Source organism: Haladaptatus sp. AB618 (assembly GCF_024136965.1).
In the GTDB taxonomy this organism is placed as follows: Archaea; Halobacteriota; Halobacteria; order Halobacteriales; family Haladaptataceae; genus Haladaptatus.
The window spans coordinates 149347-175959 of the sequence record NZ_JAMYJX010000001.1 but is presented as its reverse complement, the minus strand read 5'-3'; the positions used below and the strand labels follow the sequence as shown (position 1 = coordinate 175959).

Here is a 26613-nt window from a genome sequence, read left to right as displayed (position 1 = left end):
CCCACCAGAAACGAACGGGTATGTTCCTGACGTTCAGGGAAGAAGTCGAGGACGCCCTTCTCGCGGCACTCTCTAGCCTCGACCTTCCAACTGACGACCTCGGAATCGAGACGCCCCCGGAGGGTGTGGACGCCGTCCTCGCTTCGAGCGCGGCGTTCCGACTCGCCGGAGAGGTCGGCGCACCGCCACCGAAAATCGCGGCCGACATCGCGGACGAGATCGACGTCGACGGCTACGATCACATCGCCGCCGCCGTCGGTCAAGGACCGTACGTCAACTTCCTACCGAGCCGAGCCTACTACGACGAGACGGTCGAGACGGCACAGGACGACGAGTACGGCCGCCTCGAACCGACCGGCGAGAGCGTCGTGGTCGAGCACACCAGCGCCAACCCGACCGGCCCGGTGCACGTCGGCCGCGCGCGGAACCCGATCACCGGGGACGCCATCGCCCGGATTCTGGATTTCGCGGGCAACGACGTGGACCGTCACTACTACGTCAACGATGCGGGCCGTCAGATCGCGGTGTTCACGTGGGCCTACGAGACGTTCGACGAGGAGGACCTGCCGAAACCCGAGCGCGAGCGCGCCGACTACGACCTCGTACGCTACTACCGCAAGGGCAACGCCTACCTCGAAGAGGCGGACCCGGGGGACGTCGACGAGGCCGAAACGGAGATCGCGTCGATTTTGCAGGGTCTCGAAGAGCACGACGAGGCGACGTACGAGCGCATCAGCGAAGTGGTCGATACCGTCCTCTCGGGTATGTGCGTGACGCTGGATCGCCTCCCCGCCGAGTTCGACGAGTTCGTCAAGGAAACGCGGTTCATGTTCGACGGGAGCACCGACGACGTGGTATCCCGTCTGAAGGAGACGGAACACGCCGTCTACGAGAACGAGGCGTGGCAACTCGACCTCTCCGAGTTCGGCTTCGAGAAGAACCTCGTCTTCCTGCGCTCGGACGGAACCAGCCTCTACACGACCCGCGACCTGGCCCACCACGAGTGGAAACTCGACAACTACGACCGCGCCGTGACGGTCGTCGGGGAGGACCACAAGCTACAGGCCGATCAACTCGCCCAAGCGCTCGAAATCCTCGGCAACGACACCGACAAACTGACCACGTTCCACTTCTCGTGGGTCAACCTCCCCGAGGGTGGGATGAGCACCCGGAAAGGAACCGGCGTCGATATGGACGACCTGCTCGACGAGGCAGAGAAACGCGCCCGCGAGGAGGTAGAGAACCGCATGGACGACCGCATCCGTGACGACAACCTCACCCAAGCCGACATCGACCGCATCGCCCGACAGGTCGGCATCGGCGCGGTTCGCTACGACATCATCTCGAAACAACCCACGAAGACCATCACGTTCGAATGGGAGCGCGCCCTGGACTTCGAAGCCCAAAGCGCCCCGTACGTCCAGTACGTCCACGCGCGCTGTTGCGGCATCATCGACGAGGCCGGAGGCGAAATTCCAGCGGAAATCGACCCGTCCATCCTCGATTCCGAATCGGAAGCGGAACTCATCGAGGTCATCGCGCGCTTCCCCCACGTCATCGAGGAGGCCGCCGAGGATCTGGAACCCCACGCCGTCGCCACCTACACCCGCGAGTTCGCGGAGACGTTCAACACGTTCTACCGCGAATGCCCGGTCCTGACGGCCGAGGACGAGAACGTTCGGGACGCCCGTCTCGCACTCGTCGCCGCCGCGAGACACACCATCGCGAACGCGCTGGGCGTTATCGGCATCGAAGCACCGGAGTCGATGTAACTCCCGGCGAGTCCATTTCCTTCCTTCACTTCGGAAGAGCGAAGCTCTTCCGTGCTCCCGTTCGCAAGCTCACGGGAACTTCGTTCAGTCAGTCGATGGACTCGACGTAGTCCCCCTCGCGTTCGCTCGCGGGACTCCCGGGGAGTAGCCGCTCGAAATCGCGTTACACCACTTTTTGCGGTCGATAGTCGAAAACGGTCCATCCGCTCGCGGTGAGAAAATCACGTGCTCGTTTACCGGAACAGCGAACCGATTCGGCCGAACAGTCCGTCCGTTTCCTCGTCACTATCCACGTCGTCGTCACCATCGGTATCGTCATCGTCCAATTCCGGACGGACGGGTTCGTCCTGAAACGGGACGGCCTCTATTTCGTCCGCATCGTTCCGCTCCTCGGGTTCGGCTTCGACGATTTCGTCGGGAAGGTCGGTCGGCGTTTCCGTGTCGGGTGTCGTGGTCGATTCCGACGTATCACCGACATCGGGGAGAACGGTGTCGAAATCGTCCGTATCGTCCGCTTCAGCGATGGACTCACCTGGAGGTGTCGCGGTATCGACGGTCTGCTCGGGAGCGGCAGCGTCGTCCGTCGGGAGATCAGCATCGCCAGTTGGGATATCGGGGGTGGCGGCACTCTCCACGGATTCCGGCTCGTCTTCGAGCGGGGCCGCTTCCACGCTCGGTTCGGAACCGTCCGTGTCGCCGGTTTTGATGACTTTTCGGTCGATGAGGTCGTGGACTGGGTCGGGGTTCGACGCCGAATCGGATTCCGTTTCGGCGTCCTCGGTCGGTTGGTCCGAGGGTACCGAGTCGGACGGTGAGTCGGTAGGCACGGAAGAGACATTGGCAGATTCGAACGCGTCGGCGTCGGATTCGAACGCATCGGCGGCTTCGAGGTCGAGCGGTCGCTCATCGGGACTGGGGGACGCGTCCGACTCCTCGGAGGGAGTATCGTCGGTCGCTTCGGGGGTCGGCTCGGGCTCCGTAACTGGCGGTTCTTCGGGGGCGCTGGCCCCGAGTTCGAATTCGGCGTCGGCGAGCGAGGGAGAGGGTGGGGAATCGGAGACAGGGGTGGAGTTAGATCGTGAGGTGGGTTCGCCGGACAGTTCGGGGGAGTCCGTCGCGCCGGTGACGATATCCGCGAGTTCCCGGTAGGCCTTCGCGGACGGACTGTTCGGCGAGAACACGGCGAGCGGTCGTCCGGCGTCGAGACCCATCGGGACGGTTTCGTCGTCCGGAACGACGGTGAGAACGTCGTTATCGAGCGTCCCTTCGACGTTGTCGGCGTTGAGGATGTCGTTGCCGCGCTGGGTGAGCACCGCGCCGCGAACCGATCCATCGACGCGGGCCGTGAGTTCGGCTGTTTTGGCCGTATCGCGCACTGCGGCGATGTCCGGAGTGGTAACGAGCAGAACGTCGTCCGCGAGCGAGAGCGGGAGGATGGTGTCGTAGCTGATACCGGCACCGGTGTCGAGGAGGACGTACTCGTACTGTTCGCGCAGGTCGGCGACGACCTGCTGAAGCCCCGCCGTCTGTGACTGTGCGAACGTGTAGATATCGGTGCTGCTCGGAACGACGTCGATCTCGCCGGGGGCGTTGTAGATCGCGTCTTCGATGCCAGCGTCGCCCGAAAGCACCTCGTGGAGCGTCGCGCCGTCGATCTCGAAATCGAGGTAGCCGCCGACGTTCGCCATTCCGAGGTCGGTGTCCACGACGACGACCGAATACTCCGCCGCCGCGAGCATCGCCCCGAGATTGATCGCGGTCGTCGTCTTCCCCACACCTCCCTTGCCGCTTGCAACCGCCAATACTGTCCCAGTCATGGTCGTTATGTCAAACCGAACAACAGCACGTACATAAACCTAGTCCGTTGTTTAGCCCGAATTATAGCACAAACAACACGAAAGAGTTTGTGCTGACGTGGGACGTATCCGGAGCAAGAACCCCCATCCGTCGTGGCTTGGGTGACTCATGTGGAAAAGTTGTTCGAGATTCGACATTCGAATCCCGCGACGAACGGCAGGTCAAAACGCATAGTACGATTCGCTCCCAAAGGGCCTCCATGAACGAACCGGGTATCGACGTGCTGATGGACCAGTCCACCATCCAGCACCGCGTGGACTCGGGTGCGGTACCGGACTGGGCCGCCGCACACTACGAGAGCTTTCGAAACGGTCTGTTGGGAGAACGGAACGGGACACCGTTCCCGTGCTACTTCGGCATCGAGACCGAACAGCAGGGCGACGCGCTGTACACGTTCTGCCCGTCGATGACCGACAAGGACGCGCTCCTCTCGCTCGGTGAAACCATCGCGGAGTATCACGAGATATACGAAGACTACAGCAAGCGTGCGCCACTGACGGTATTCTTCGAACCTCCGGAGGAACAACTCCCGGAGGCTGGCTACCACGAATCCATGTGGCACATCCTGCAGTTCCTCCACGTTCACGACCCGGAACCGTGGCCGGAGGAAATCCCGACCGACCCGGAGGACAACGAGTGGGAGTTCTGTTTCAACGGCGAACCGATGTTCCCGACCTGTCGCGCGCCGTTCTACGAGGACAGAAAGAGCCGGTACTGCCCGGTCGGATTGGAGATCACGTTCCAACCGCGGTCCCTGTTCGACGGCGTGACGGCCGACACGGAGAAAGGACGGCGAGCACGGGAGATCATCCAGGAACGAATGGAGAGCTACGACGGGGTCTGTCCCCACGCGCAACTCGGCGACTGGGGCGTCGAAGGCGACCACGAGTGGCCCCAGTACCTCTTCTCGCAGGACGAGGAACAAGCGCCGGACGAATGTCCGATTCGGACGACTCGGGAACACCCGAAGAGCAGGGTCCTCATCGACGCATGACCGCCGAAACTGACACCGACACCGAATCCGACACCGACACCGACTCCGAGTTCCGATCCGAACTCGGCCTCCCGGACGACGCCGTTCTGCTCGCCATCGACTTCCAGCAGGGGTTCACCGACCCCGTGTGGGGCGAGCGTAACAACCCCGATGCGGAGCAACGAGCGGCGGAACTGCTCGATGCGTGGCGACGCGCCGACCGCCCCGTCGTCCACGTTCGGCACGACTCGACGGAGGAAAACTCGCCGCTTCGGGGCGATTCAGAGGGGTTCGCGTTCGTCCCGGAACTGGCACCTACGGACGACGAACCTGCGTTCGAAAAGCGCGTCAACAGCGGGTTCATCGGGACGGAACTGGAGTCGTGGCTCCGCGAAGGGGGGTACGAAACCGTCGTCGTCGTCGGCTTGACGACCGATCACTGCGTTTCGACCACGACGCGAATGGCGGAGAATCTGGGTTTCCGCGCGTTCCTCGTCTCGGACGCGACGGCGACGTTCGACCGAGTGGCACCCGACGGCACCGAGATATCCGCCGAGACGAACCATCAAGTCGCGCTCGCACAACTCGCTGGCGAATTCGCGACCGTCGTGACGACCGACGAACTGTTGGCGACGGTGGCGTGAGTACGGATCCGAAACGGAAAATCGCGGTAGCACGCCGCAAGCGAGGTCAAAGCTTACTTACCAGTTGGAGCGGCTAGAAGGGAGTAATGAGCCAGCAGGAAGGAGAACAGTCCGACAGGAAAAAGTACGAGTTCCAGAAGGTCATCGAGGACTTGAAACAGTACGAAGGCTCGGGGACCCAACTCGTCACTATCTACATTCCGGAGGACAAGCAGGTCAGCGACGTGGTCGCGCACGTCACCCAGGAGCACAGCGAAGCGAGCAACATCAAATCAAAGCAGACGCGAACGAACGTCCAGGACGCACTCACGTCCATCAAGGACCGACTGCGCTACTACGACACCTTCCCGCCGGATCGCGGAATCGTCATGTTCAGCGGTGCCATCGACACCGGCGGCGGCCAGACCGACATGGTCACGAAGGTGCTCGAAAGCCCGCCGGACCCCGTCGAGTCGTTCCGCTACCACTGTGACTCCCAGTTCCTCACGGAACCGTTGGAGGAGATGCTCGGCGACAAGGGCCTGTACGGTCTCATCGTCCTCGACCGACGCGAGGCGAACGTCGGGTGGCTAAAAGGGAAGCGCGTCGAACCCGTCAAGTCAGCATCGTCGCTCGTCCCCGGCAAGCAGCGCAAAGGTGGTCAGTCCGCCCAGCGTTTCCACCGACTGCGCCTCGAAGCCATCGACAACTTCTATCAGGAGGTCGCGGGAATGGCCGACGACCTCTTCGTCCCGAAGCGACACGAGATGGACGGCGTTCTCGTCGGCGGTCCATCGCCGACGAAGGACGAGTTCCTCGACGGTGACTACCTCCACCACGAACTCGACCAGAAGGTGCTCGGAAAGTTCGACGTCTCCTACACGGACGAATCCGGGCTGTACGACCTCGTCGATGCCGCACAGGAAGTGTTGGCCGACGCGGAGGTAATGAAGGACAAAAAGGAGATGGAGGAGTTCTTCCGCGAACTCCACGAGGGCGACCTCGCGACCTACGGGTTCGAGCCGACGCGCAAGAACCTCGTGATGGGGTCGGTGGACCGCCTGCTCCTCTCCGAGGACCTCCGCAAGGACGTCACCGTCTTCGAGTGTGGCGACCAGGAGGAGTACGAGTTCATCGACCGCCGAAAACAGGACCCGAGCCACACCTGCGAAGACGGGACCGAGGCCGAGATGACCGAACGCGAGGACGCCATCGAGTACCTGATGAACATCGCCGAACAGCGCGGCACCGAGACGAAGTTCATCAGCACGGACTTCGAAAAGGGCGAACAACTGCTGAACGCCTTCGGCGGCGTCGCTGGCATCCTTCGGTACTCCACCGGCGTGTAAGCCGGACTGCTTCCTGTTCTCTCTGTATCCCGTTCTCCTTTCATTCGCGTTTCGGCATCGTCGAGTAGTGCGACGTGGCGTCGATATCCGGGCGGTCGTCCGGCATCGTGGAGTACGAGAACGTGACCTGCATGTCCGGACGATTTCCGGGGGAAGAACTGCTGTCGCCGCGGTCGGACCCTTCGCCGGAAACCAACTCGCTCTCGGCGATTTGCCCTTTCAATCGCTCGCGGGCGGTCTCGATCCGTTCGCGGAACTCCTCGGCGTTCTCCTGCAGTTCGGACTGGAGTTTCCCTTCGGTCGCCTCCGACGCGATTTCGGCCGTGTCGCCGTCCATCTCGCCGAGTCCGCCGTTGTCGCCGTTGTCGCCGTCGTCGGTCGAATCGCCACTCGACAGAATATCCACCGCGTCGGCCAGTTCCGTTCCCTCGTTCCAGAGGTCCTGCATCTCGTCGGAACTCCAGAACTCGCGGAAGTTGACGGCTTTCACGAGTTCCTTCGTGTCGATGGCCGCCGTCGGGTCGCCGCTCTCGACGGCGTCCGGAACGTCTTCGAACTCGATGGCGTCGGGCAATTTGCCGACATCGACGGTGTTGACGAACGATTCGGCGTCGAACCCGCCGAGCACGTCCTCGGCTTCGTCGATGACGGTCCAGAGGTTCTCGGCGGCCGTGGTAACGTCCTCGAACCTCTCGGCGGATTCGAATGCGTCTTGAAGCCGCTCCAATGCTGTTTCGAGGCGGGTCGAAAGTCGCGTTCGCTCGTCGGAAGACTCACCGTTGAAATCGGTGAGGGACTTTTCGAGTCGGTCCGAGAGGTCGTCGAATTGGACGGTTGACATGGTGGATGGGGTGTGGGCGGCACGGAGTGCCTGACTACGGGTTCCGACGTGAAGAGGGATAAGCAGAGTCGCTAGTATTGAAACGCTGTACCGTAGAGTGGAAGGTTTCGAAATCCGTTACTCGACGGTTGGCCGCCTCATGCGATGTCGGGAAGCCGTCCGTATCGGCGTCGGTAAACGAGGAGATACGTGATCAGAAGGAGAATCACGAAGTAGACAGGCGTGTAGAGAACCTGCGTGAACGGGTCAGGCGGTGCGAGTACAACCCCGAGAACCATCGCGCCGATATAGCTGATGGTGAAGATACCCGCGAGACCCTGCCGTCGCGTCGGCGGATATCGTCGCTCGTTGGACGGGCGAACGACGAGGAGATAGTAGAGGGCGACAGGCCAGACTATCGATCCCAAAATTGCCCAATAAAGCGGGGATGAACTGCCGCGTGCGGTCGCATCCCATCGTAGCCAGTAGAAGAACGACACCAATCCGAAGAGAATTATCAGTAGGAGAGGGACGGCAGTGAGATAGACGATTTCGAAGAGAAGCATGACTATAGATTCGAGTTGGAGTACAAGTATTTTCTGTGCCGATTCACGATGGAGAGGACGCCGCTGTATGGCACCTGCTCGAAATCCCCTCCGGACGGGTCGTACTGGCTCGACTGCATAACCGAACCCACTTTATTGCCGGAAGGACTCACATCGCACATGAGCAGGTTCGCCGAAGTAGACGACCAGTACGAACCGCACTCGGTGGAGGACCGGGTGTTCGAGTACTGGGACGATGTGAACGCCTACGAGAAGACGAAGCAGGCGCGGGAGGGCGCGGAGCGATTTTTCTTCGTCGACGGTCCGCCGTACACCTCCGGCGCGGCGCACATGGGGACGACGTGGAACAAGTCGCTGAAGGACACCTACATCCGCTACAAACGGATGCAGGGCTACGACGTCACCGACCGGCCGGGCTACGACATGCACGGCCTGCCTATCGAGACGAAAGTCGAGGAGCGACTGGGCTTCGAGAACAAGAAGGACATCGAGGAGTTCGGAATGGAGAACTTCATCGAGGAGTGCAAGGAGTTCGCCAACGACCAACTCGACGCGATGGACGAGGACTTCAAGTCCTTCGGCGTCTGGATGGACTGGGACAACCCGTACAAGACGCTGAGTCCCGAGTACATGGAAGCCGCGTGGTGGGGCTTCCAGCGCGCTCACGAACGCGGCCTCGTGGAGCAGGGAATGCGCTCCATCAGCCAGTGTCCGCGCTGTGAGACGGCCATCGCCAACAACGAAGTCGAGTACGAGGACGTGGACGACCCGTCCATCTACGTGAAATTTCCTCTCTCGGATCAGGAAGGAAGCCTCGTCGCGTGGACGACGACGCCGTGGACCGTCCCGGCGAACACGTTCGTCGCCGTCGATGCCGACGGGGAGTACGCCGAAGTTCGAGCGACGAAGGACGGCGAGACCGAGACGCTGTACGTCGGCGCGCCGAAAGTCGAGGAAGTCCTGAAGGAAGGTCGCTACGACGACTACGAGGTCGTTGACGAACTGACCGGCGACGAACTGGTCGGCTGGGAGTACGACCACCCGCTCGACGACGAGGTTCCGAACCACCCGAGCGGCGAAGGGACGCTTCGAGTGTACGAAGCCGACTACGTCGAAGTGGACGGGGACGGTACCGGACTCGTCCACTCCGCACCCGGCCACGGTGAGGAGGACTTCAACCGGGGCCAGGAACTCGGCCTCGACATCTTCTGTCCCGTCGGCGGCGACGGCACGTACGGCCCGGAAGCGGGCAAGTACGAGGGGCAGTTCGTCAAGGACGCCGACGAGGATATCATGGCCGACCTCGAAGCGAGCGGCCACCTGCTCGCGTCCGGCACGGTCCACCACAGCTACGGTCACTGCTGGCGGTGTGATACGGGAATCCTGCAGATCGTCACCGACCAGTGGTTCATCACGGTGACGGACATCAAGGAGGAACTGCTCGACAACATCGACGACAGCGAGTGGCATCCGCAGGAGGCCCGCGACGAGCGCTTCCGCAACTTCGTGGAGAACTCGCCGGACTGGAACGTCTCGCGCCAGCGCTACTGGGGCGTGCCGATACCGATCTGGACGCCGGAAGGATGGGACGGGAACATGAACGACGTGGTCGTCGTCGGCACCCGCGAGGAACTCGCCGAGGCAGTGGACCAAGACGTGGACACCGAAGACGTTGACCTGCACCGCCCGACGGTGGACGACCTGACCATCACGAAGGACGGAACGACGTACACCCGCGTTCCGGACGTGTTCGACGTGTGGCTCGACTCCTCCGTGGCGTCGTGGGGCACGCTCGACTACCCGAGTAACCCGGACGACTTCGAGGAACTGTGGCCCGCCGACCTCATCATGGAAGCACACGACCAGACGCGTGGCTGGTTCTGGTCGCAACTCGGCATGGGCACCGCCGCACTGGACGAAGTGCCGTACGACGAGGTGCTGATGCATGGCTGGGCGCTCGCCGAGGACGGTCGCAAGATGTCCAAATCCATCGGGAACATCGTTTCCCCCGAGGAGGCAATCGAGCGCCACGGCGCGGACCCGATGCGCCTGTTCCTGCTCTCGCAGAACCCGCAGGGCGAGGACATGCGCTTCTCGTGGGACGAGATGCAGAACATGCAACGGAGCCTGAACATCCTCTGGAACGTGTTCCGGTTCCCGCTGCCGTACATGCGACTGGACGACTTCGACCCGAGCGAGGTCGAGGTGCAGGACGCCGAAACGGAACTCGTGGACGAGTGGCTTCTGTCCCGGTTACAGACCGTCACAGCGGAGATGACCGAGGACTGGGACGACTTCCGACAGGACCAAGCGCTCCGCACGCTGCTGGACTTCGTGGTCGAGGACGTCTCGCGGTTCTACATCCAGGTCGTCCGCGAGCGCATGTGGGACGAGGCCGACAGCGCGAGCAAGCAGGCCGCCTACGCGACGTTCTACCACGTCCTGAAGGAACTGGTCGCCCTGCTCGCCCCGTTCGCCCCGTTCATCAGCGAGGACATCTATCAGAACCTCACCGACGACGAGGGCGAGGAGAGCGTCCACATGCTCGACTGGCCCGAGGTGGACGAGTTCTGGCAGGACGAGCAGTTGGAGGAGGACGTGGCCGTCCTCCGCGCCGTCGAGGAAGCGGGCGCGAACGCCCGTCAGCAGGCCGAACGGAAACTCCGCTGGCCCGTCTCACGAATCGTCGTGGACGCGCGGGACGAGTCGGTCGTCCACGCCGTCGAGAACCACGGCGACCTGCTCGCCGACCGCCTGAACGCCCGCGAAGTCGAGTTGGTCTCGCCCGACGAGGGGTGGGGCGAACTCGCCTACAGCGCACAGGCCGACATGAGCGTGCTCGGTCCCGCCTTCGGCGGCGACGCCGGACAGGTCATGAACGCGCTCAACGAGGCGCGCGTCACGGAACCCGACCTCTCCGCGCTCGAATCCGCCGTGGAGGACGCGCTGGGCGAAGACGTGGAACTGGACGACGAGATGGTCGAGTTCGTCACGAAGACGCCCGACGACGTGTCCGGCGCGTCGTTCGACGTCGAGGGCACGGAACTCGGCGTCGTCTACGTCGATACCGCGCTCACGGAGGACATCGAGAGCGAGGGCTACGCCCGTGAAGTCATCCGCCGCGTGCAGGAGATGCGAAAGGAACTCGATCTGGACATCGAGGAAGCGATCAACCTCGAACTCGACGTGCGCGACGACCGCGTGGCCGAGTTGGTCGAGCGCCACATGGACCTCGTGAAGGACGAGGTTCGCGCCGAGAGCGTCGGCACGGTCGAGGACGGCCACCGAAAGACGTGGGACGTCGAAGGCGTCGAGATGGAAATCGCCATTGCGCCGCTGGCCGAAGCGGAAGCGTAGGAAACCGACCGCGAACGCAGGAGCGTTCGCGGGCGCGAGTGCGACCGTCAGGGAGCACGACGCGCTTTTGGTCCAGATTTTACCAGCGACCGAGCGGATGCGAGGGAGTGCAGCAAAAGGTGGATTGCAATCGCGCCGCTGGCCGAAGCGGAAGTGTAGGAGCCGATTACGAGAATCTGGTTCGCCACTCGACAACTGATTTTGTCCGAAACGGAACCGTCGATGAAGTAGAGAAAGTTATTACAGAGGAACGAGAATAGATTTTCACTCGATAACGAAGATACGGAGTTTTTTCCTAAATCATGATAATCGAAACCCTTTCCGATGGTCACGGACTCGAACTTATCGATCCACTCGATAAATCACGGTTCGTGCTTCGCACACCGAAGCCTGTTTCTCCGACGGAAGTGGATGCCGACGGTCTGGATTTTCCGGTCGAGAGAGCGGTCGAGGTTCAGACGAGTTCAATCGAGATGCACGCAAATAGAGGGGTTGTCATTCGAGATCTCGATGGGACGATTCGTTTTGATAGTAGCAACAATCAGTGTGGTGAGATATTGCCGAGAGACAGCTATGTGGTCGAACTATCAGGAAAGCCGATGAAGATCTACCTCTCGTTGTCTGGACCGATATCGTTCGAACGAAAAGGGTCGGATTCGGAGTTGTCGTTCGGTCAAGAACGAAGTATTATCATCGGAGTACGCTCGAAAGTACGGAAACCCCCAGGAACGATCACGGTCACGGACGATACCAACGATATCATGCGAGCGATGTCACTGTTCGGATCGGTGTTGAAGACAACAAGTTCGGAACGGTCGTATCCGACACTCCGTGGACATCCACCACTCATCGAACGCGGTAACGAATTCCACGTTTCATCCTCGGTGACTTCTGGAGAGACAGAAACGACGCTCGTCCTTCCACCGGAACGAGAGTACCTCTACCCGGCAACGTCACTCGCCTATTATCTCAATTCGTCAGTCGTTTCTGGAAGAAGTCCACGACTCATCGCAAAGGATTTCGAGTACGAATTGGGGACGGGCAATAGCTACGAAGAAACAATCGAGCGAATCCTTCGACAAGTATTCTTTTTGGACTGCCTGGTCCGAACAGATGGATTTTATTCAGTTGAACTTTATGAACGAGAAGTAATCGAACCACGGTTAGATATCGATTTGGACGTTCTTTTCGATACGTCACTGGAAGAACGCCTTCGAGCATATCTCGGCATCCCGTTCGATACGTTTGAACCAGTGATCTCCTCATGGCATCTCGCTGTCGATATGGTTCCAACCGTCGAAAACGTCGAAATACTCCCCTTCCTCGCGAACAAACTCGCATTCGTTCGAACGGCACAACCGCCATCCGAAAGGAAGGAAGAAACACCGGAATTGGTCCATGAATTTTACCGGGAAGGATTCTCGAAAAATTCTGCTAAAGCTAGTACCAAATCGAATCCTTCGGCCAAGATATTCGAGATGGAAGGTAAGTCGAACACGCGACAACGTGCGTGGGTTGGCCCCGGATATCCACTTCGATGGAGCAAACTGACCTACGATGGGCTTCATTCATACTCGACGAGAAGTCGTACCAACGAGGGTTCATCGACAGCGACCATAAATGTAACAATAGTATGTAACGATCCGATGATGCAAGACGAGAGTAATGTTGTTGATGATTACGAACTATGGGACCTTCCGCAGTTCAACGTCACAGTCCATCATCGGACGACAAAAGCTGAATTGATGGAACAACTCTCCACACAAACCGACTTCTTCCACTACATCGGCCACATATCGGATAAAGGAATTCACTGCGAAGATGGGTATCTCGATGTTCAAAACCTCTCAGAAGTGAATGTCAGGATGTTTCTACTGAATGCGTGTAACTCATACGAGCAGGGAATGGCCCTCCTCAAACGTGGTTCGACAGCAGGTATTGTCACTCTATCTAAAGTTAGCAACGCCACTGCGACGGAGATCGGTCGGTTGCTTGTTCGATTACTTAGTTCAGGATTCCAATTTCAGACGGCACTATCTCTGATTCACCGGATTCACTTGTTAGGGTATCGCTACATCGTGCTTGGTGATGCATATTCAACATTGTGCCAAACTCCTGGTATGACCTCATATGTGACTCATATTTCATCTTCTGATGGAGGAATGTTCGAAGTCAAATTGGAGATATATCCAGCAGGGGATTACCAGCGAGGAATAATTGTAGGAACAGCTGTTGAAAATACTCCTCGGCACTACTTACCTACCGGAGAAGTAGCGACGTTTGACCTCTCAAAAGGAGAACTAGAAGACTTTTTCATGGAAGAGAATGCACCGGTCGAAATCAACGGCGACATCTACTGGAGCGACGAACTCACCGCGGAGAAAGTGAGAGAACTGCTGTAATCGCCTTCGCTCTGCCAAAGCGTCCGACGCAACCAAGATGGGGTGTTACAATACGTTCGCAATGTCGGGGGCGACGGACACCTGACTCACGGCTCGTTCGATGGTGTCCGTACCGTAGACGGCCTCGACGCCCGCGTTTGCGAGTTTGAGGCGGGCGTTCCCGGCGAGCATGGGGTGAACGCAGGTGACGAAGACCCGGCCGACGTCACGCCCGTGGAGGAGCGAGACGGCCTCGCTCATGGTCGAACCGGTGGCGATGATGTCGTCCGTGATGACCACGTCACGGCCGGTCACGTCGGTGTCGCTGGGCGTCATTTCGACCTCGGTGCCGGAGAGGCGTTTTTTCTCGAAGTAATCGGTGACGCCGTCGCCGTACGCGTTGCGGACCGTTTCGGCGATGTCGAGTGCGCCCTCGTCGGGGGAGAGAAAGACGGGGTCGGTCAAGTCGTCGGGTAGCGGGTCCGCGAGGCGACCCGCGGCGTCGATGGATTCGGCGGGAACGTCGAAGAAGTCGCAGACGGATTCCTCGTGAGGGTTGACAGTGAACACGCGGTCGGTTCCGCTGCTGATGGCACGGGCGACTGCTCGGGCGGAAATCGGTTGCCCATGGTCGAACGCCTTGTCCTGTCGCCCGTAGCCCATGTATGGGAGGACGGTGACGACTTCCTCGGCACCCCATTCACGGGCGGCGTCCTGTAGTTGCAGGAGTTCGAGATGTGCGTCGCTGGAGACGGTGGAAGCGACGACGATGGCACGGTGGGCTTCGAAGTCCGGTGCGCTTGCGAGCAGTTCCCCGTCCGGGAACGACTGGTACTCCACGAATCCGAGCGGTTCGTTCAGCTCATCGGCGAGTGTGGCCGCCAAAGATTGCGAGGCAGACCCACTGAGTATCATACGAGCACACTGGATATGCCAGGTTAAACCGATTTTCACTCGTCGCCGAGGAGACATGGCAGTGCCTCGAATCGGGAGGCCGGAGGAGATACGGTGAGAAACGGACACCAACACATGAAAACTTACATCTATGACGAAATATTTGATATGCTAATATAATATATTATTTATGCAGGAGGGTAGTAGTATCGTTCGATGGTTTCGGTAACCCGGTTGAACATCGGAACGTCGCTTCCACTCGACGAGGACGAGTTGACACCGGCGGAGAAAGGGGTGTTGAACCTCCTCGGGGAGGGTCGTTGTACACCCGCCTACGTCGCCAGTGAACTAGCGATCGAATCGGGGACGGCCCGGTCGCTTCTCGATGGATTCCGCGAGGTCGATATCGTGCAAAAACCGTATCGTGGCCTGTACGAATTAACACTCGAAGAACCGGCAAACGACGGGAGATACCGAACCACCGAAACGGTTTTCGTGGACGTTCCGTTCGAAGACGACCAGTTCAGGCCGACCGAGCGAGGGATTTTGAATTTGCTTTCGAGGGGCCGTGCGACACCCGCATACCTCGCACAGGAACTCGACGTCACTCAAGAGTGCGTGAAAAACCGACTTCGGGACATCACCCGACTCGGTCTCGTCCGGCGCGTCCACCGAGGGTTGTACGCGCTGGATGAGGAGTAGCCGGGCGAATCGAATCGAGACTATCGAATTGAGACTACCGAACCGAGAGGGACGTGACGCCGGTCAGTCCGAGATGGCGATTTCGCCATCCATCACCGGAACGTACCAGAAACGTTCCGGAATCGGTCGCTGCGTACACGCCGTCACCGAACCCGATAGCCGCGACGGGGTCCGAAACCGGGAGGGAAACCTCCTGCCACTCGTCGCCGTCGCGTGAAACGACTTTTTCGGCGGTGGCGGCGTAAGCATCCTCCGCCGTCGCACTCACGACCCGAAACGAACCATCGAAAACGTCCATCCAGCCGTTGCCGAGTCGGTACAACCCGTCGGCGGTCGCGGCGAGTGGTCCGCCCGCTGCCGAGACGTCCCGCACGTCCGTCAGGCCGACGTGTTGAACACTGTCGGACGAAACCCGATAGACGCCGTCGGCGGCGGCGACCAGATTCCCGTCGATGGCCCGCACGTCGTCCACCGTCGCCAACTCGTTCCACTCGCCGTCGTACCGTGCGAGTCGGCCGTCGTCACCCGCCGCGAGGAGGTCGTCACCGTCGAATCCGACCGCGACGGCGGGTCCGAAGTCGAGCGGTGAGAACTCCGTATCGAGCACGTCTTCGTCCGTCGCTACCGCGAGAGCGCCATCGGTCGCCGCCGTATCCCGGGAGACACAGCGGTGTGCCAACGAAAACTCTCCGATGATGTCACCGGAGACCTCTACGCGGGCGACGCCCAGTTCGGTCCCGACGTACACCGTCGTCGTCCCCTCTTGGTCGCTGTACACCCGCTTTTCGTCGATACTGGTCATACGCGAATGATGGACACAAATCGGGGAAAGCGTTCGGGTTCGCCGTCGAAAGCGCGAGTGGTTGCGGCCCGCACAAGGATTAAATACCGTGGCGCGACTACGATCAGTCGAGCAACACGATGCTAGGTGACTGCTTTACACGCCGGGTTTGTACCCGCTAATCTAGTCACCACCATCGTCGTTTTCCCGCCCGTCTTCGAAGCCGAGAGCCGCGCGTCTCCGAACGCGCTTCCGGTCGGTCGAAGCGGGCCAGCGCTCTTTCGAAATCACGAGTCACAACCATGAGCCAACAATCACAGGGATCGGTAATCGTATCGCTTCCGGACGGATCGAAACGCGAATTCGAGAACGAACCATCGGTCGGGGACGTCGCCGACGACATCGGGCCGGGACTCGGCGAGGACTGCGTCGCCGGAATCGTCGACGGCGACCTCGTCGCCCCCGAATATCGAATCGAGTCGAACGCCGACCTGCGAATCGTCACGCCGGGGAGTGACGACTACGTTCGGGTGCTGCGACACTCCGCCGCGCACGTCCTCGCACAAGCGGTCCTCCGACAGTTTCCGGACGCAAAGCTCGCCATCGGCCCGCCGACGGACGACGGGTTTTACTACGACTTCGACGGCCTCGACATCGAGCAGTCCGACCTCGCGGCCATCGAGAGCGAAATGAGGGACATCGTCGCGGCGGAGTACGACATCGAGCGCGAGGAGGTGGTACCCGAGGAGGCGCGGGAGCGACTCGCCGACCAACCGTACAAACTCGAACTGCTCGACGACATCGTCGCGGACGGAGAGACGGTCACGTTCTATCGACAGGGAGAGTTCGAGGACCTCTGTGCCGGGCCGCACGTCTCCTCGACGGGAGCGGTCGGCGCGCTCTCGTTGCTCGAAATCGCGGGTGCCTACTGGCGCGGCGACGAGGACGAGGCGATGCTCACGCGGATTTACGGCACGGCCTTCGAGCGCGAGGCCGATCTCGAAGCGTTCCTCGAACGTCGGGAGGAAGCCGAAAAACGCGACCATCGGAAGATCGGGCGCGAGATGGACCTCTTCTCGGTGCCCGACCACTCGCCGGGGTGTGTCAACTTCCACCCGAACGGGATGGCGATTCGCCGCGAACTGGAGGAATACGTCCGCGAGAAGAACGACGAGTTGGGCTACGACGAGGTGAAGACGCCGGAACTCAACCACGCCGAACTGTGGAAGAAGTCGGGGCACTACGACCATTTCAAGGAAGAAGGGGAGATGTTCGCGTGGGAGCAAAACGGCCACGAGTACGGGCTCAAGCCGATGAACTGCGCAAATCACGCGTACATCTACGGGGAACAGCGACGCTCGTATCGTGACCTGCCGCTTCGCTTCTCGGAGTTCGGCATGTGCTATCGGAACGAACAATCGGGAGAACTCTCGGGGATGTTGCGCGTTCGGGGATTCACGCAGGACGACGGCCACGCGTTCATTCGCAAGGACCAGATTCGGGAGGAGATCGCCCGCACGCTGTCGGTCATCGACGGGATGTACGAGGTGTTCGGCTTGGACGCTCACCTCGAACTGGAGACGAAACCCGACGACGCAATCGGCGACGACGAGTTATGGGAGCGAGCACACGAGGCGCTTCGAAACGCGTTGGAGGACGAGGGACTCGATTACGAGGTTGCGGAGGGCGAAGGAGCGTTCTACGGGCCGAAAATCGCCATCAACGTTGAGGACGCCATCGGTCGCGAGTGGACGATAGGAACGGTGCAGTTGGACTTCGTGCAACCCGAACGCCTCGGCATCAGTTACGTCGGCGAGGACAACGAGGAACACCGGCCGGTGATGGTCCACCGCGCGCTCCTCGGGTCGATGGAGCGATTCATGGGCGTGTTCATCGAGCACGTCGCCGGGAAGTTCCCGCTCTGGCTGGCACCCGAGCAGGTTCGAATCCTTCCCATCACGGACGATGAAGCGGAGTATGCGGCGGAAATCGCGGACGAACTCGGCGCGTACCGCGTCGAAGTCGACGAGCGGGACTGGACGCTCGGAAAGAAGATTCGGGCGGGCCACGACGACCGGGTCCCCTACATGGTCATCGTCGGGAGCGACGAGGCCGAATCGGGGACGCTCTCGGTACGCGACAGGGAAGAACGACAGCGAGGAGGGGTCGAACTCGCCGAGTTCCGGAATCATCTGGACGGCGAGTACGGCGAAAAGCGGCTTCGGCCGGATTTCCTCGACTGACCCGATAGCAGCCGAACCAACATAGGTGTGCCTAAACGGCGGCAAACTATCATCGAAGTGTTCAAGGTTGCACGATGATGACTAGATGGGTATGAACCGAGCAGAGAAGGCCAATCTCCAACTACAGGCCGTCTCAGTCCTCCGAATGCTCAAGGAGACCCGAACCTACGACGAACTCGCGGAAGTCACGGAACTTCCGGCGGGTGATCTGAATCGCTACGTGAACGGCCACGTCCTGCCCAGTCCCGACCGTGCGGAAGCGGTCGTGGAAGGCGTCGGGCGTGAGCAACTCGCCGAAGAGCTACAGGCACGAACCCGACTCGACCCCGAAGGCTACGTAGACAACTCCGGGGTCGTCTTCGACCAGTCGTTCCTCGACCTCGTGGCACCCGTCGCCGTCGAAACGTTCGATTTCGACCTGCCCGACGTGGTACTCACGGCCGCGACGGACGGCATCACCCTCGCCGCAGCGATGGCGAGTTACTTCGGTGCCCGCTGTGCCTACGCGAAGAAGTCGAAGGAGACCGCCGTCGAGGAGTTCATCGAGGCGCGCCAGCGACTCGCCTCCGGTATCGAACTCACGTACTATCTCCCCTCCTCGGCCATCGCCCCCGGAGAAACCGTCCTCGTCGTGGACGACCTCATTCGCTCCGGCGAGACGCAGGAACTGCTCTTGGACATCGCCGAGGATGCCGACGCCGACGTCGGCGGCGTCTTCGCGCTCATCGCCGCCGGGACGGAGGGCATCGAACGGGCACAGAAGCGCACGGACGCGCCGGTCGGGGCGCTCGCGTCGTTCGAGTGAGTTCGTCGGTAACGAGCACCAATAATCACCGTTGTGTTAATTTTTCCCTCTCAAACCCGAATTGGAACTTGACATATGCATAATTGCGTATAGATGCCCAGATACTATGAGAACTGTTAAGTAGGTATTCGCGTTTATGCTCATTCGTGAATCATGGGGCTAAAGGACATCAACAGTAATCAGCAGGGATCCGGGATAACCGGCTTGCTGGCCGACTATTTCGGCTTCGAGGAGCACGACACCGACCTCGGAACGGAGGTCATGGCGGGAATAACGACGTTCCTGACGATGAGTTACATCGTCATCGTGAACCCGTCCCTTCTCGCGGACAGCCCAGATGTACCGATTCAGGACGGAATCAATATAGCGGGATATTCCTACGACCAGACGATGGCGATGCTCGCCGTCGTCACCATCATCGCCGCCGCGGTTGCGACGTTGACGATGGCTTTCTACGCGAACCGACCGTTCGCCCAGGCACCCGGCCTCGGCCTGAACGCGTTCTTCGCGTTCACCGTCGTCGGCACGCTCGGAATTTCGTGGCAGACGGCACTCGCCGCCGTCGTCGTCGAAGGAATCCTCTTCATTCTGCTCACCGCGATCGGTGCACGAAAATACATCATTCGTCTGTTCCCTGACCCCGTCAAGTTCGCCGTCGGGACGGGTATCGGATTGTTCCTCGCGATCATCGGTCTCGAAGCGATGCACGTCGTGGCCGCCGACTCCTCGACGTTGGTCACGCTCGGCCCCGTCGCGACCGACCCGGTCGCGGTCGTTTCGGTCGTCGGTCTCTTCATCACCTTCGCGCTCTACGCACGCGGAATTCCGGGTTCGATCATCATCGGTATCGGCCTGACGACGCTCATCGGCTACGCCTCCGAGTGGTTCGGCCTCGTCGCGCCGGGTACCCTCACCCCGACGATGACGGGTGCAACCTACGACATCACGCCCGTCGCCGGAGCGTTCGTGAGCGGCCTCGGCGCTCACGATTTGGCCTCCGTCAGCGGATTGTTCTCCTTCGGACTCATCGTCTTCACGTTCTTCTTCGTGGACTTCTTCGACACCGCCGGAACGCTCGTCGGCGTCGGACAGGTCGGCGGCTTCCTCGACGAGGAGGGCAACCTCCCAGACGTTGACAAGCCGCTGATGGCCGACGCCATCGGTACCACGGTCGGGGGCATGCTGGGAACCTCGACGGTGACGACGTACATCGAATCCGCCGCAGGTGTCGAGGAGGGTGGCCGCACCGGAATGACGGCGCTCGTCATCGGGGTTCTGTTCCTCCTCTCGCTCGCCTTCGTCCCGTTGGCCACCGCAGTGCCCCAGTACGCCTCGCACATCGCGCTGGTCGTCATCGGCGTCGTGATGCTCGGCAACGTCGTGGACATCGCGTGGGACGACATCACCAACACCGTCCCCGCCGGAATGACCATCCTGGTCATGCCGTTCACCTACTCCATCGCCTACGGCATCGCCGCGGGCATCGTCTCCTACCCCATCGTCAAACTCGCCGCGGGCAAGCGCGATGACATCCGACCCGGACACTGGGTACTCGCCGCCGCGTTCGTCGTTTACTTCTTCGTCCGGACGAGCGACCTCCTGAAAGGGAACGTCTGATCCGGGGTTCGCCTTCAAAACCAGCGGGTTTTCTCCTGAACACCACACTCTTATTTCTCACCTCCCTACGCGTTCGTATGCCGAACCTCGAACTGTACGAACTCAAGGGATGCCCGTTCTGTGCGAAAGTCACGTCCAAACTCGACGAACTCGGACTGGAGTACGAATCACATTCCGTCCCACGAAGCCATTCGGCGCGGACGGAAGTAAAAGAGATCAGCGGCCAGACCGGGGTTCCGGTACTGGTGGATGAAGAACACGGCGTCGAAGGAATGCCGGAGAGCGACGACATCAACGAGTATCTCGAAGAGACGTACGGCGCGTAAAACCGCATCAGTGACGAGAACGGGGACTCCCGTACCGACAAGCCACACGATCACGACGGAATGTCGGTCCGCGGACGGGATATCGATCCACGACGACCGCGGTCCCGTATCGAGCTTTTTCCGCGAGTTGCTTGTCGGAGGAGGTCAGTACAAATGCCAGTACAGACAGGATAATTGATATAATTGGCTCGAAAATACCGGACTATGCCGGTGTACGAACGGTCGGCGGCGACCGATTTTCGGGTGATCGACCGCTGGGATGGCGGTGTGAGTTGGCTGTCGCATCCGACCGAGGAGGGTATGCGCACTAGCCACGCGGTTACAGCGGACGACGGCGTCTGGCTCATCGACCCGCTGGACGCTCCGGAACTCGACGCGCTGTTGGACTACCTCGGGAGCGTCGTCGGCGTCGCGGTGTTGTGTAGTCATCACGCCAGGGACGCCGGTACCATCGCGGCCCGGCACGGTGTGTCAGTTCACGTTCCGCGCTGGATGGGTCGCGTCGGGGAGCGGGTCGATGCTCCCATCGAGCGATTCGAGACGACGTTCGGCGACTCGGGATTTCGTGTCCGTCGTTTCTAACCGCTCTTGCTGTGGCAGGAAGCGGTGGCCTACCGCGAGGAGGATGGGACGCTTATCGTTCCGGACCTGCTCGCATCCGGTCCGGGCTACACCGTGGGCGAGGAGCGAATCGGCGTCGTGCTCTCCCATCGGCTGTTTCCGCCGCAGGATGCGCTCGGCGAACTCGAACCGGAGCGTATCCTCTTCGGACACGGTAGCGTTTTCGAGGACGCGAGCGCCGCGCTCGACGATGCGCTCGACAATGCACGAAAACGGTTCCCCCGCGCACTCGTGAGTCAGTTCGGGACGAACGTGCGGTTGCTACTCGGCGCGATGAAGGACTGGATCGATCAGGCTTCCGCGCGTTCGCGGATCAGTTTCTGAAGTTCGTCGGCGTCGTCGAGGTCCTCGACTTCCTCGCGTTCGACCAGTGCAGTGCCATCCACGGTTTCCCGTCGCGCCTTGTCCACGAAGTAGACCGAATGGGTCCGTGCGACGTGGCTGATAGAACTCATGATCCGAGCGCGTTTTTCGGCCGTGCGGGTAAACGCCGAGTGACTCGTCAGAACGCGGTCCTCGCGGTCGTCCTCGCTGACCGTCCGGAACGGCGCTCTGCTCGTGGGGTGAACCGTGAACCCGACGCGTGTGAGCGTGGAGAACATGTCTTGATCGTCGGATTCGGCTTCCGGTTGGTCCGGTTCGTCCTCTTCCGTCACCTCGTCGGCACCGTCGAACACCTCGACCGGACTCGTCAGTTCGCGGTCGAACAACGCTTCCAGTTCGACGGCGACTTCCACGCTAGCGTTCATGCCGCCTTCGTACTTGGAGACGGTGCGACGCGAGACGCCGAGTTCGGAGGCCAATTGACCGAGGCTCCAACCGCGGTCCTGGCGCTCGTCGCGGAGGATGTCGCCGTCGATGTTGACGTACAGGCCGCCGGGTGCGGCGTAGACGAGCGGCGGGACGCCCTCCACGAACAGATCGACTGCCGTGTCCGGGCTGAACACCGGAACGCCGTGACGGAAGTAGACGACGCCGGGTTCGAGGTCCTGATTTCGTGTCCGAAGCCCGAGTACCAGCGGCGTCGCGTCGAGATACGTGCCGAGGCGGCGCATCTCGATGCCGGTTTGGGCGTCGAACGCGTCGATGTTGCCGAGGATCTTCAGCAACAGGAGGTCTGGTCCTCGTCGCGCTGCCACGTCGAAGCTCTTTGGTCGGATAGCACACCGGTCGCTAACTACGAAGCCCGCATCCTCTAACATCGCAGTCACGTTTCCGACCAGTGCAGACCGGGACATGGTGGGAGGTAAGTGACTCTCATATAAAGGCGTTTTGGCGAGCCATCCCGCCGCAGTCTGGCGATTGTGTAAATTGCCGGCAGTAGATTCAAATAGCATTGTTTCTTCGAAAACTGTTAATTCGCCACGCCGTAATCACCGGACGTGACCGTCATCGGTCTCGACGACACCGACTCCCGCGAACGCGGGATGTGTACGACCTACCTCGCGGCGCGACTCGCGAAAACGATTCGAGACGCCGGGGGAACCATCGAGCGACTGCTCCTCGTCCGACTCAATCCCGCCGTGAAACACAAGACACGGGGGAACGCCGCGCTTGCGATTCACACGGACTTCGATCCCGAACGCGCCTTCGCGCTCGCGCGTTCAGAACTCGATTCGGCCGCCGAGACCGACGACCCGCGGACGAATCCCGGCCTCGTCGTCGCGCCGCACGCTCCCGACGGGATTCCGGACGACGTCGCGGAATTCTCGCGGAAAGCGATTCGGGAGTTACTATCTCGGGAGGACGCCGAGCGACGGATCGACGCGGCGGGTTACCGACACGCCGGGTGGAAGAACGGCCGCGGAAAGATCGGCGCGCTGGCGGCCATCGGCGCGCACGCCGCGTTCTCCGAGTGGACCTACGAACACATCTCCTACCGCGAATCGGACCGCTGGGGAACGCCCCGCGAGGTGGACTTCGATTCGACCTTCGCGGCCGCCGATTCGGGGTATCCCGGCGTGTGGGACACCGTGGACCGCGGCACCGGCGAAGCGGTCTGTGTTCCGCACACGCCCTGTCCCATCCTCCACGGTATTCGCGGCGACGACCCGGACGAAGTCCGGCGAGTCGCCGAGCGAATCGGGGGCGAACCCGTCGTCAAAACGGCGCTGTTCGTGACGAATCAGGGGACCGACGCCCATTTGCAGGACGCCGAACTCCAGGAAATCGAGGACGATCGAGCCTACCGCGTGACCGGAACGGTCGCTTCGGAGCCGGAAACCCGACGTGGTGGCCACGTCTTTTTCACCATCGAGGACGGCGCGACCGAACAGTTGTGTGCCGCTTTCGAACCCACGAAGCGATTTCGGAATCACGTTCGGAACCTCCGTCCCGGCGACCGAATCACGGCCTGCGGCGAGGTCACCGACGAAACGCTCAAGTTGGAGAAGTTCGCCGTCAGGAACCTCGACACGACCGAACTCGTGACGCCGAACTGCCCCGGCTGTGGCCGCTCGATGAAGAGCGCGGGCGCGGGACAGGGCTACCGCTGTCGCAGGTGTGGAACGGATGCGGACGGGAAAGTCGAACGGGAAATCGAGCGTGACCTCGAACTCGGCTGGTACGAGGTGCCGCCGGAAGCGCGCCGCCACATCGCCAAACCGCTCGTCAGGGGCGGGTTCGACGCGCCGATTCACCCGGAGCGATAAGGATCCGAAGACCTCGGTTCACCGTTCGACGACGCTGGTCGAAACGACCGAGCCCTCGGCATCGAACGTCAGTCGGAGTTCGTCGTCGGCGGCGGGAATTCGGAGTCGAACACGCGGAGGGTCGTCGGCGAGAACGGTCAGGAAGTCCTCGTGAAGCGCCCAGTCGAGGTTCCAGAGGGGATGTGCGTCGAGCGGGGCGTCGCGTTCGGCGTGGAATCCGACGACACGAGGGTGATCGCGGACGAGACAGCCAACGGGGAGATTCGCCATCGCCCAGCACTCCGTGCAGGTGACGCGGAGGCGGTAGGGGACGTTTCCGGTGTTCAATTCGTGCCGGTCGTCGGTGAGCAGTCCGGCCATCTTCGACCCGCATTCGGGGCACGTTCCGGCGGCGGCGAGGGCGTTCCAACGGCGGGTCCACGCCTCGAACGCGTCGAGGAGGTCGTCGCGGCGCGTCGTCGGCGCGGGCGGGAAGGGGTTGTGGAGGATTTCCTCGTCGCAGCTTTCGCAGACGATACGAACCCGTTCCTGCTCGTAGCGGGCCGAAAGCGATGCCTCGCCACACTCGTAGCACGTTCCTGGCGCGTCGAAGGTGGCTCCGTCGGCCTGCTCGGTGAACACGCCCGCCGTCAGCGCGCTCACGACCTTGCGACCCGCGTAGGTCAACGCGTAGCCGTCCGAGGTTTTTCGGACGAACTGCCCGACGAGGCGCTGGAGATGGTAGTTGAAGTTGCCGCTGTCTCGGACGCCCACCCGTCGCTTGAGGTCGGCGTAAGGGAGCGCGGACTCGCCGTCGCGGAACGCCTGTTGAAGCTCGTACAGCATCGAAACACGGCGTTCGTTGCCGATCGCGGCGAGCGCGTCGGCAGGGTCGGGTCGCTCGTCGTCCATGGACGGCCGTTGCACCAGCGGCGATAAAATCCCGACGAAAGATGTCAATTCGCTATGTGCAATCGGTTGCGCGGAACGAACAGGGTGCTTGCGGACGAGCGAATCGATATGGGTCGGTCGCGTCGCACCGTCGGATGGAATATCGGACTCTACTACGTCTACAAGTCCACGAAAGCGGTGGAGTTCTATCGACCCATCATGTATCTCTACTTCCTCTCTCTCGGCCTCGATTTCACCGCAATCGCCGTGCTCGAAGGGATCTACAACGTCACGACGCTCGTTTCCGAGATTCCGACGGGCTACGTCGGTGACCGGGTCGGCCGCCGAAACAGCCTGCTCATCGGAACCGGAATCATCACGCTGACGCTCGTCGGCATTGGCTTCGCCGAAAACTTCGTCCATCTCGCGGCCCTGTACGCCTGCTGGTCGTTCGGCTACACGTTCCGGTCGGGCACCAGCGACGCGTGGCTGTACGATACCTTGACCGACGACCTATCCGAGGACCGGTTCGCACACGTCCGGGGGCGCGGGCAATCGGCCGCGCTGCTGGTCGGCGTCGTCGGGTCGGTCTTGGGTGGCTATCTCGCCCAAATCGACCTCGCGTATCCGTTTTTCGTCGCGGCGGGCGTGACGGGAGTCGGAGTTCCCGTCCTCCTCGGGATGGACGAACCCGCGAGTTACGAGGAGAGCGAGTCGGACGAACTCGGCGTCCGGGAGGCCGCCGGTGTCATCCGCGAAACGCTCTCCCACGAGCGACTGCGGGCGTTCGTCGTCTACTACTTTGTCCTCTTCTCGGCGGTGTCCTATCTCGTGTTCATGTACGTCCAACCCGTCCTGAAGACCGTCCTGCCACAGGTCGGTGTCGCCCCCGGGAACGTCGAGCCCATTTTGGGCTGGTTCTACGCGGCCATCAGCCTGCTCTCGGCGGGATTGAGCTACTACACCGGTGCGATTCGGGAGCGGATCGGTCTACGAACGTGGTTCCTCACGATTCCGTTCGTGGTCGGTATCGCGCTCGTCGCGCTCCGTATGATGCCGGTGTTGGCGATTCCGGCGTTCCTGTTCGCTCGGGGTATCGCGGAGACGACGCGGTCGCTCGCGTCCCAGTACGTGAACGACCGTATCGAGACGCTGGGGAGGGCGACCGTCCTCTCGTCGCTGGCGATGGTGAGTTCGCTGGCGGTGATTCCCTTCCAACTCGGAAGCGGCGTGCTCTCGGACGTGGCGTCGCCGCTCACGGCGCTGGCGGTGGCTGGCGGCTTCCTCATCGTCGGGTCGCTCGTCGTCATCGGCTGGGAAACGCCGGTGAAATCGGCCACCGGACACCGTGCAGAGGCGGAGTAGCACCCGTATTCGGAATCTCTTTGAAGGCAGAAATCCCATG

General features: G+C 61.3%; 20 protein-coding genes and 1 pseudogene. 14 read left to right on the top strand and 7 right to left on the bottom strand.

What is annotated here, in order from left to right; all coding sequences use genetic code 11:
• Positions 1-20: 20 nt before the first annotated feature.
• Complete coding sequence (gene argS, locus NKF26_RS00895) at positions 21-1772, top strand: arginine--tRNA ligase (protein WP_253224864.1); 1752 nt, start codon at positions 21-23, stop codon at positions 1770-1772.
• Between the two features lie 233 nt (positions 1773-2005).
• On the opposite strand, the gene NKF26_RS00890 is transcribed toward argS, so the two are convergent.
• On the bottom strand, positions 2006-3589 hold the full coding sequence (locus NKF26_RS00890) for an AAA family ATPase (protein WP_253233911.1): 1584 nt from the start codon (positions 3587-3589) through the stop codon (positions 2006-2008).
• Positions 3590-3828: 239 nt separating this feature from the next.
• On the opposite strand from NKF26_RS00890, the gene NKF26_RS00885 reads away from it, so the two are divergent.
• The 3 genes from NKF26_RS00885 to prf1 all read left to right on the top strand — a co-directional run bounded on the left by NKF26_RS00885 (position 3829) and on the right by prf1 (position 6574).
• Positions 3829-4623, top strand: a complete 795-nt coding sequence (locus tag NKF26_RS00885; protein ID WP_253224862.1) for a YqcI/YcgG family protein — start codon at positions 3829-3831, stop codon at positions 4621-4623.
• Complete coding sequence (locus tag NKF26_RS00880; RefSeq protein WP_253233910.1) at positions 4620-5246, top strand: cysteine hydrolase family protein; 627 nt, start codon at positions 4620-4622, stop codon at positions 5244-5246. Before NKF26_RS00885 ends, NKF26_RS00880 begins: the two co-directional genes overlap by 4 nt.
• A gap of 86 nt (positions 5247-5332) precedes the next feature.
• Positions 5333-6574 (top strand): peptide chain release factor aRF-1, encoded by a 1242-nt coding sequence (gene prf1 / locus NKF26_RS00875; RefSeq protein WP_253233909.1) that lies wholly within the window; start codon positions 5333-5335, stop codon positions 6572-6574.
• A gap of 40 nt (positions 6575-6614) precedes the next feature.
• On the opposite strand, the gene NKF26_RS00870 is transcribed toward prf1, so the two are convergent.
• Together NKF26_RS00870 and NKF26_RS00865 are read right to left on the bottom strand one after the other, a co-directional pair.
• Positions 6615-7415 (bottom strand): hypothetical protein, encoded by an 801-nt coding sequence (locus tag NKF26_RS00870; protein ID WP_253233908.1) that lies wholly within the window; start codon positions 7413-7415, stop codon positions 6615-6617.
• A gap of 137 nt (positions 7416-7552) precedes the next feature.
• Positions 7553-7960, bottom strand: coding sequence for a hypothetical protein (locus tag NKF26_RS00865; RefSeq protein WP_253233907.1), 408 nt, complete (start codon positions 7958-7960; stop codon positions 7553-7555).
• Between the two features lie 159 nt (positions 7961-8119).
• Between NKF26_RS00865 and ileS the strand changes: the two genes are divergently transcribed.
• Together ileS and NKF26_RS00855 are read left to right on the top strand one after the other, a co-directional pair.
• Positions 8120-11317 (top strand): isoleucine--tRNA ligase, encoded by a 3198-nt coding sequence (gene ileS, locus NKF26_RS00860; protein WP_253233906.1) that lies wholly within the window; start codon positions 8120-8122, stop codon positions 11315-11317.
• Between the two features lie 302 nt (positions 11318-11619).
• Positions 11620-13719, top strand: a complete 2100-nt coding sequence (locus NKF26_RS00855; RefSeq protein WP_066139989.1) for a hypothetical protein — start codon at positions 11620-11622, stop codon at positions 13717-13719.
• Between the two features lie 45 nt (positions 13720-13764).
• On the opposite strand, the gene NKF26_RS00850 is transcribed toward NKF26_RS00855, so the two are convergent.
• A complete protein-coding gene (locus NKF26_RS00850) occupies positions 13765-14613 on the bottom strand; it encodes a ribose-phosphate diphosphokinase (RefSeq protein WP_253224856.1) in 849 nt (282 codons plus the stop codon).
• 195 nt (positions 14614-14808) lie between these two features.
• Between NKF26_RS00850 and NKF26_RS00845 the strand changes: the two genes are divergently transcribed.
• Entirely contained in the window at positions 14809-15294 is a 486-nt protein-coding gene (locus NKF26_RS00845; protein WP_253224855.1) for a helix-turn-helix domain-containing protein, read from the top strand.
• 34 nt (positions 15295-15328) lie between these two features.
• On the opposite strand, the gene NKF26_RS00840 is transcribed toward NKF26_RS00845, so the two are convergent.
• Positions 15329-16096 (bottom strand): hypothetical protein, encoded by a 768-nt coding sequence (locus NKF26_RS00840; protein WP_253233905.1) that lies wholly within the window; start codon positions 16094-16096, stop codon positions 15329-15331.
• A gap of 281 nt (positions 16097-16377) precedes the next feature.
• Here NKF26_RS00840 and thrS point away from each other — a divergent pair, with 281 nt between their 5' ends.
• The 5 genes and pseudogenes from thrS to NKF26_RS24325 all read left to right on the top strand — a co-directional run bounded on the left by thrS (position 16378) and on the right by NKF26_RS24325 (position 22011).
• The gene (thrS, locus tag NKF26_RS00835) at positions 16378-18318 is read left to right on the top strand and encodes a threonine--tRNA ligase (protein ID WP_253233904.1); all 1941 of its coding nucleotides are present in this window, start codon (positions 16378-16380) and stop codon (positions 18316-18318) included.
• Positions 18319-18409: 91 nt separating this feature from the next.
• Positions 18410-19123, top strand: coding sequence for a phosphoribosyltransferase family protein (locus NKF26_RS00830; protein WP_253224853.1), 714 nt, complete (start codon positions 18410-18412; stop codon positions 19121-19123).
• Between the two features lie 153 nt (positions 19124-19276).
• Positions 19277-20740: an NCS2 family permease gene (locus NKF26_RS00825; RefSeq protein ID WP_253224852.1), complete on the top strand. Its 1464-nt coding sequence runs from the start codon at positions 19277-19279 to the stop codon at positions 20738-20740.
• 77 nt (positions 20741-20817) lie between these two features.
• The gene (locus NKF26_RS00820) at positions 20818-21066 is read left to right on the top strand and encodes a glutathione S-transferase N-terminal domain-containing protein (protein ID WP_253233903.1); all 249 of its coding nucleotides are present in this window, start codon (positions 20818-20820) and stop codon (positions 21064-21066) included.
• 204 nt (positions 21067-21270) lie between these two features.
• Positions 21271-22011 (top strand): annotated as a pseudogene (locus NKF26_RS24325) (hypothetical protein).
• On the opposite strand, the gene NKF26_RS00805 reads toward NKF26_RS24325, so the two are convergent.
• Complete coding sequence (locus NKF26_RS00805; RefSeq protein ID WP_253224848.1) at positions 21978-22925, bottom strand: transcriptional regulator; 948 nt, start codon at positions 22923-22925, stop codon at positions 21978-21980. The pseudogene NKF26_RS24325 and the gene NKF26_RS00805 overlap by 34 nt on opposite strands.
• 144 nt (positions 22926-23069) lie before the next feature.
• Here NKF26_RS00805 and NKF26_RS00800 point away from each other — a divergent pair, with 144 nt between their 5' ends.
• The gene (locus NKF26_RS00800; protein ID WP_253224847.1) at positions 23070-24338 is read left to right on the top strand and encodes a DUF1743 domain-containing protein; all 1269 of its coding nucleotides are present in this window, start codon (positions 23070-23072) and stop codon (positions 24336-24338) included.
• Between the two features lie 18 nt (positions 24339-24356).
• Here NKF26_RS00800 and NKF26_RS00795 read toward each other — a convergent pair whose 3' ends face one another.
• The gene (locus NKF26_RS00795) at positions 24357-25229 is read right to left on the bottom strand and encodes a hypothetical protein (RefSeq protein ID WP_253224846.1); all 873 of its coding nucleotides are present in this window, start codon (positions 25227-25229) and stop codon (positions 24357-24359) included.
• 198 nt (positions 25230-25427) lie between these two features.
• Between NKF26_RS00795 and NKF26_RS00790 the strand changes: the two genes are divergently transcribed.
• Positions 25428-26573 carry an MFS transporter gene (locus NKF26_RS00790; protein ID WP_369682121.1) on the top strand — a complete coding sequence of 382 codons (1146 nt, stop codon included), beginning with the start codon at positions 25428-25430 and terminating at the stop codon, positions 26571-26573.
• Positions 26574-26613 lie beyond the last annotated feature (40 nt).

Bases quoted from the DNA above. Each gene is read 5' to 3' on its own strand.
- NKF26_RS00805 (WP_253224848.1), bottom strand. From the start codon at position 22,925: ATGTCCCGGTCTGCACTGGTCGGAAACGTGACTGCGATGTTAGAGGAT.
- prf1 (WP_253233909.1), top strand. From the start codon at position 5,333: ATGAGCCAGCAGGAAGGAGAACAGTCCGACAGGAAAAAGTACGAGTTC.
- NKF26_RS00840 (WP_253233905.1), bottom strand. From the start codon at position 16,096: ATGACCAGTATCGACGAAAAGCGGGTGTACAGCGACCAAGAGGGGACG.
- NKF26_RS00850 (WP_253224856.1), bottom strand. From the start codon at position 14,613: ATGATACTCAGTGGGTCTGCCTCGCAATCTTTGGCGGCCACACTCGCC.
- NKF26_RS00865 (WP_253233907.1), bottom strand. From the start codon at position 7,960: ATGCTTCTCTTCGAAATCGTCTATCTCACTGCCGTCCCTCTCCTACTG.
- argS (WP_253224864.1), top strand. From the start codon at position 21: ATGTTCCTGACGTTCAGGGAAGAAGTCGAGGACGCCCTTCTCGCGGCA.
- thrS (WP_253233904.1), top strand. From the start codon at position 16,378: ATGAGCCAACAATCACAGGGATCGGTAATCGTATCGCTTCCGGACGGA.
- NKF26_RS00890 (WP_253233911.1), bottom strand. From the start codon at position 3,589: ATGACTGGGACAGTATTGGCGGTTGCAAGCGGCAAGGGAGGTGTGGGG.
- NKF26_RS00790 (WP_369682121.1), top strand. From the start codon at position 25,428: ATGTATCTCTACTTCCTCTCTCTCGGCCTCGATTTCACCGCAATCGCC.
- NKF26_RS00880 (WP_253233910.1), top strand. From the start codon at position 4,620: ATGACCGCCGAAACTGACACCGACACCGAATCCGACACCGACACCGAC.
- NKF26_RS00795 (WP_253224846.1), bottom strand. From the start codon at position 25,229: ATGGACGACGAGCGACCCGACCCTGCCGACGCGCTCGCCGCGATCGGC.
- NKF26_RS00870 (WP_253233908.1), bottom strand. From the start codon at position 7,415: ATGTCAACCGTCCAATTCGACGACCTCTCGGACCGACTCGAAAAGTCC.
- ileS (WP_253233906.1), top strand. From the start codon at position 8,120: ATGAGCAGGTTCGCCGAAGTAGACGACCAGTACGAACCGCACTCGGTG.
- NKF26_RS00885 (WP_253224862.1), top strand. From the start codon at position 3,829: ATGAACGAACCGGGTATCGACGTGCTGATGGACCAGTCCACCATCCAG.
- NKF26_RS00830 (WP_253224853.1), top strand. From the start codon at position 18,410: ATGAACCGAGCAGAGAAGGCCAATCTCCAACTACAGGCCGTCTCAGTC.
- NKF26_RS00820 (WP_253233903.1), top strand. From the start codon at position 20,818: ATGCCGAACCTCGAACTGTACGAACTCAAGGGATGCCCGTTCTGTGCG.
- NKF26_RS00845 (WP_253224855.1), top strand. From the start codon at position 14,809: ATGGTTTCGGTAACCCGGTTGAACATCGGAACGTCGCTTCCACTCGAC.
- NKF26_RS00855 (WP_066139989.1), top strand. From the start codon at position 11,620: ATGATAATCGAAACCCTTTCCGATGGTCACGGACTCGAACTTATCGAT.
- NKF26_RS00825 (WP_253224852.1), top strand. From the start codon at position 19,277: ATGGGGCTAAAGGACATCAACAGTAATCAGCAGGGATCCGGGATAACC.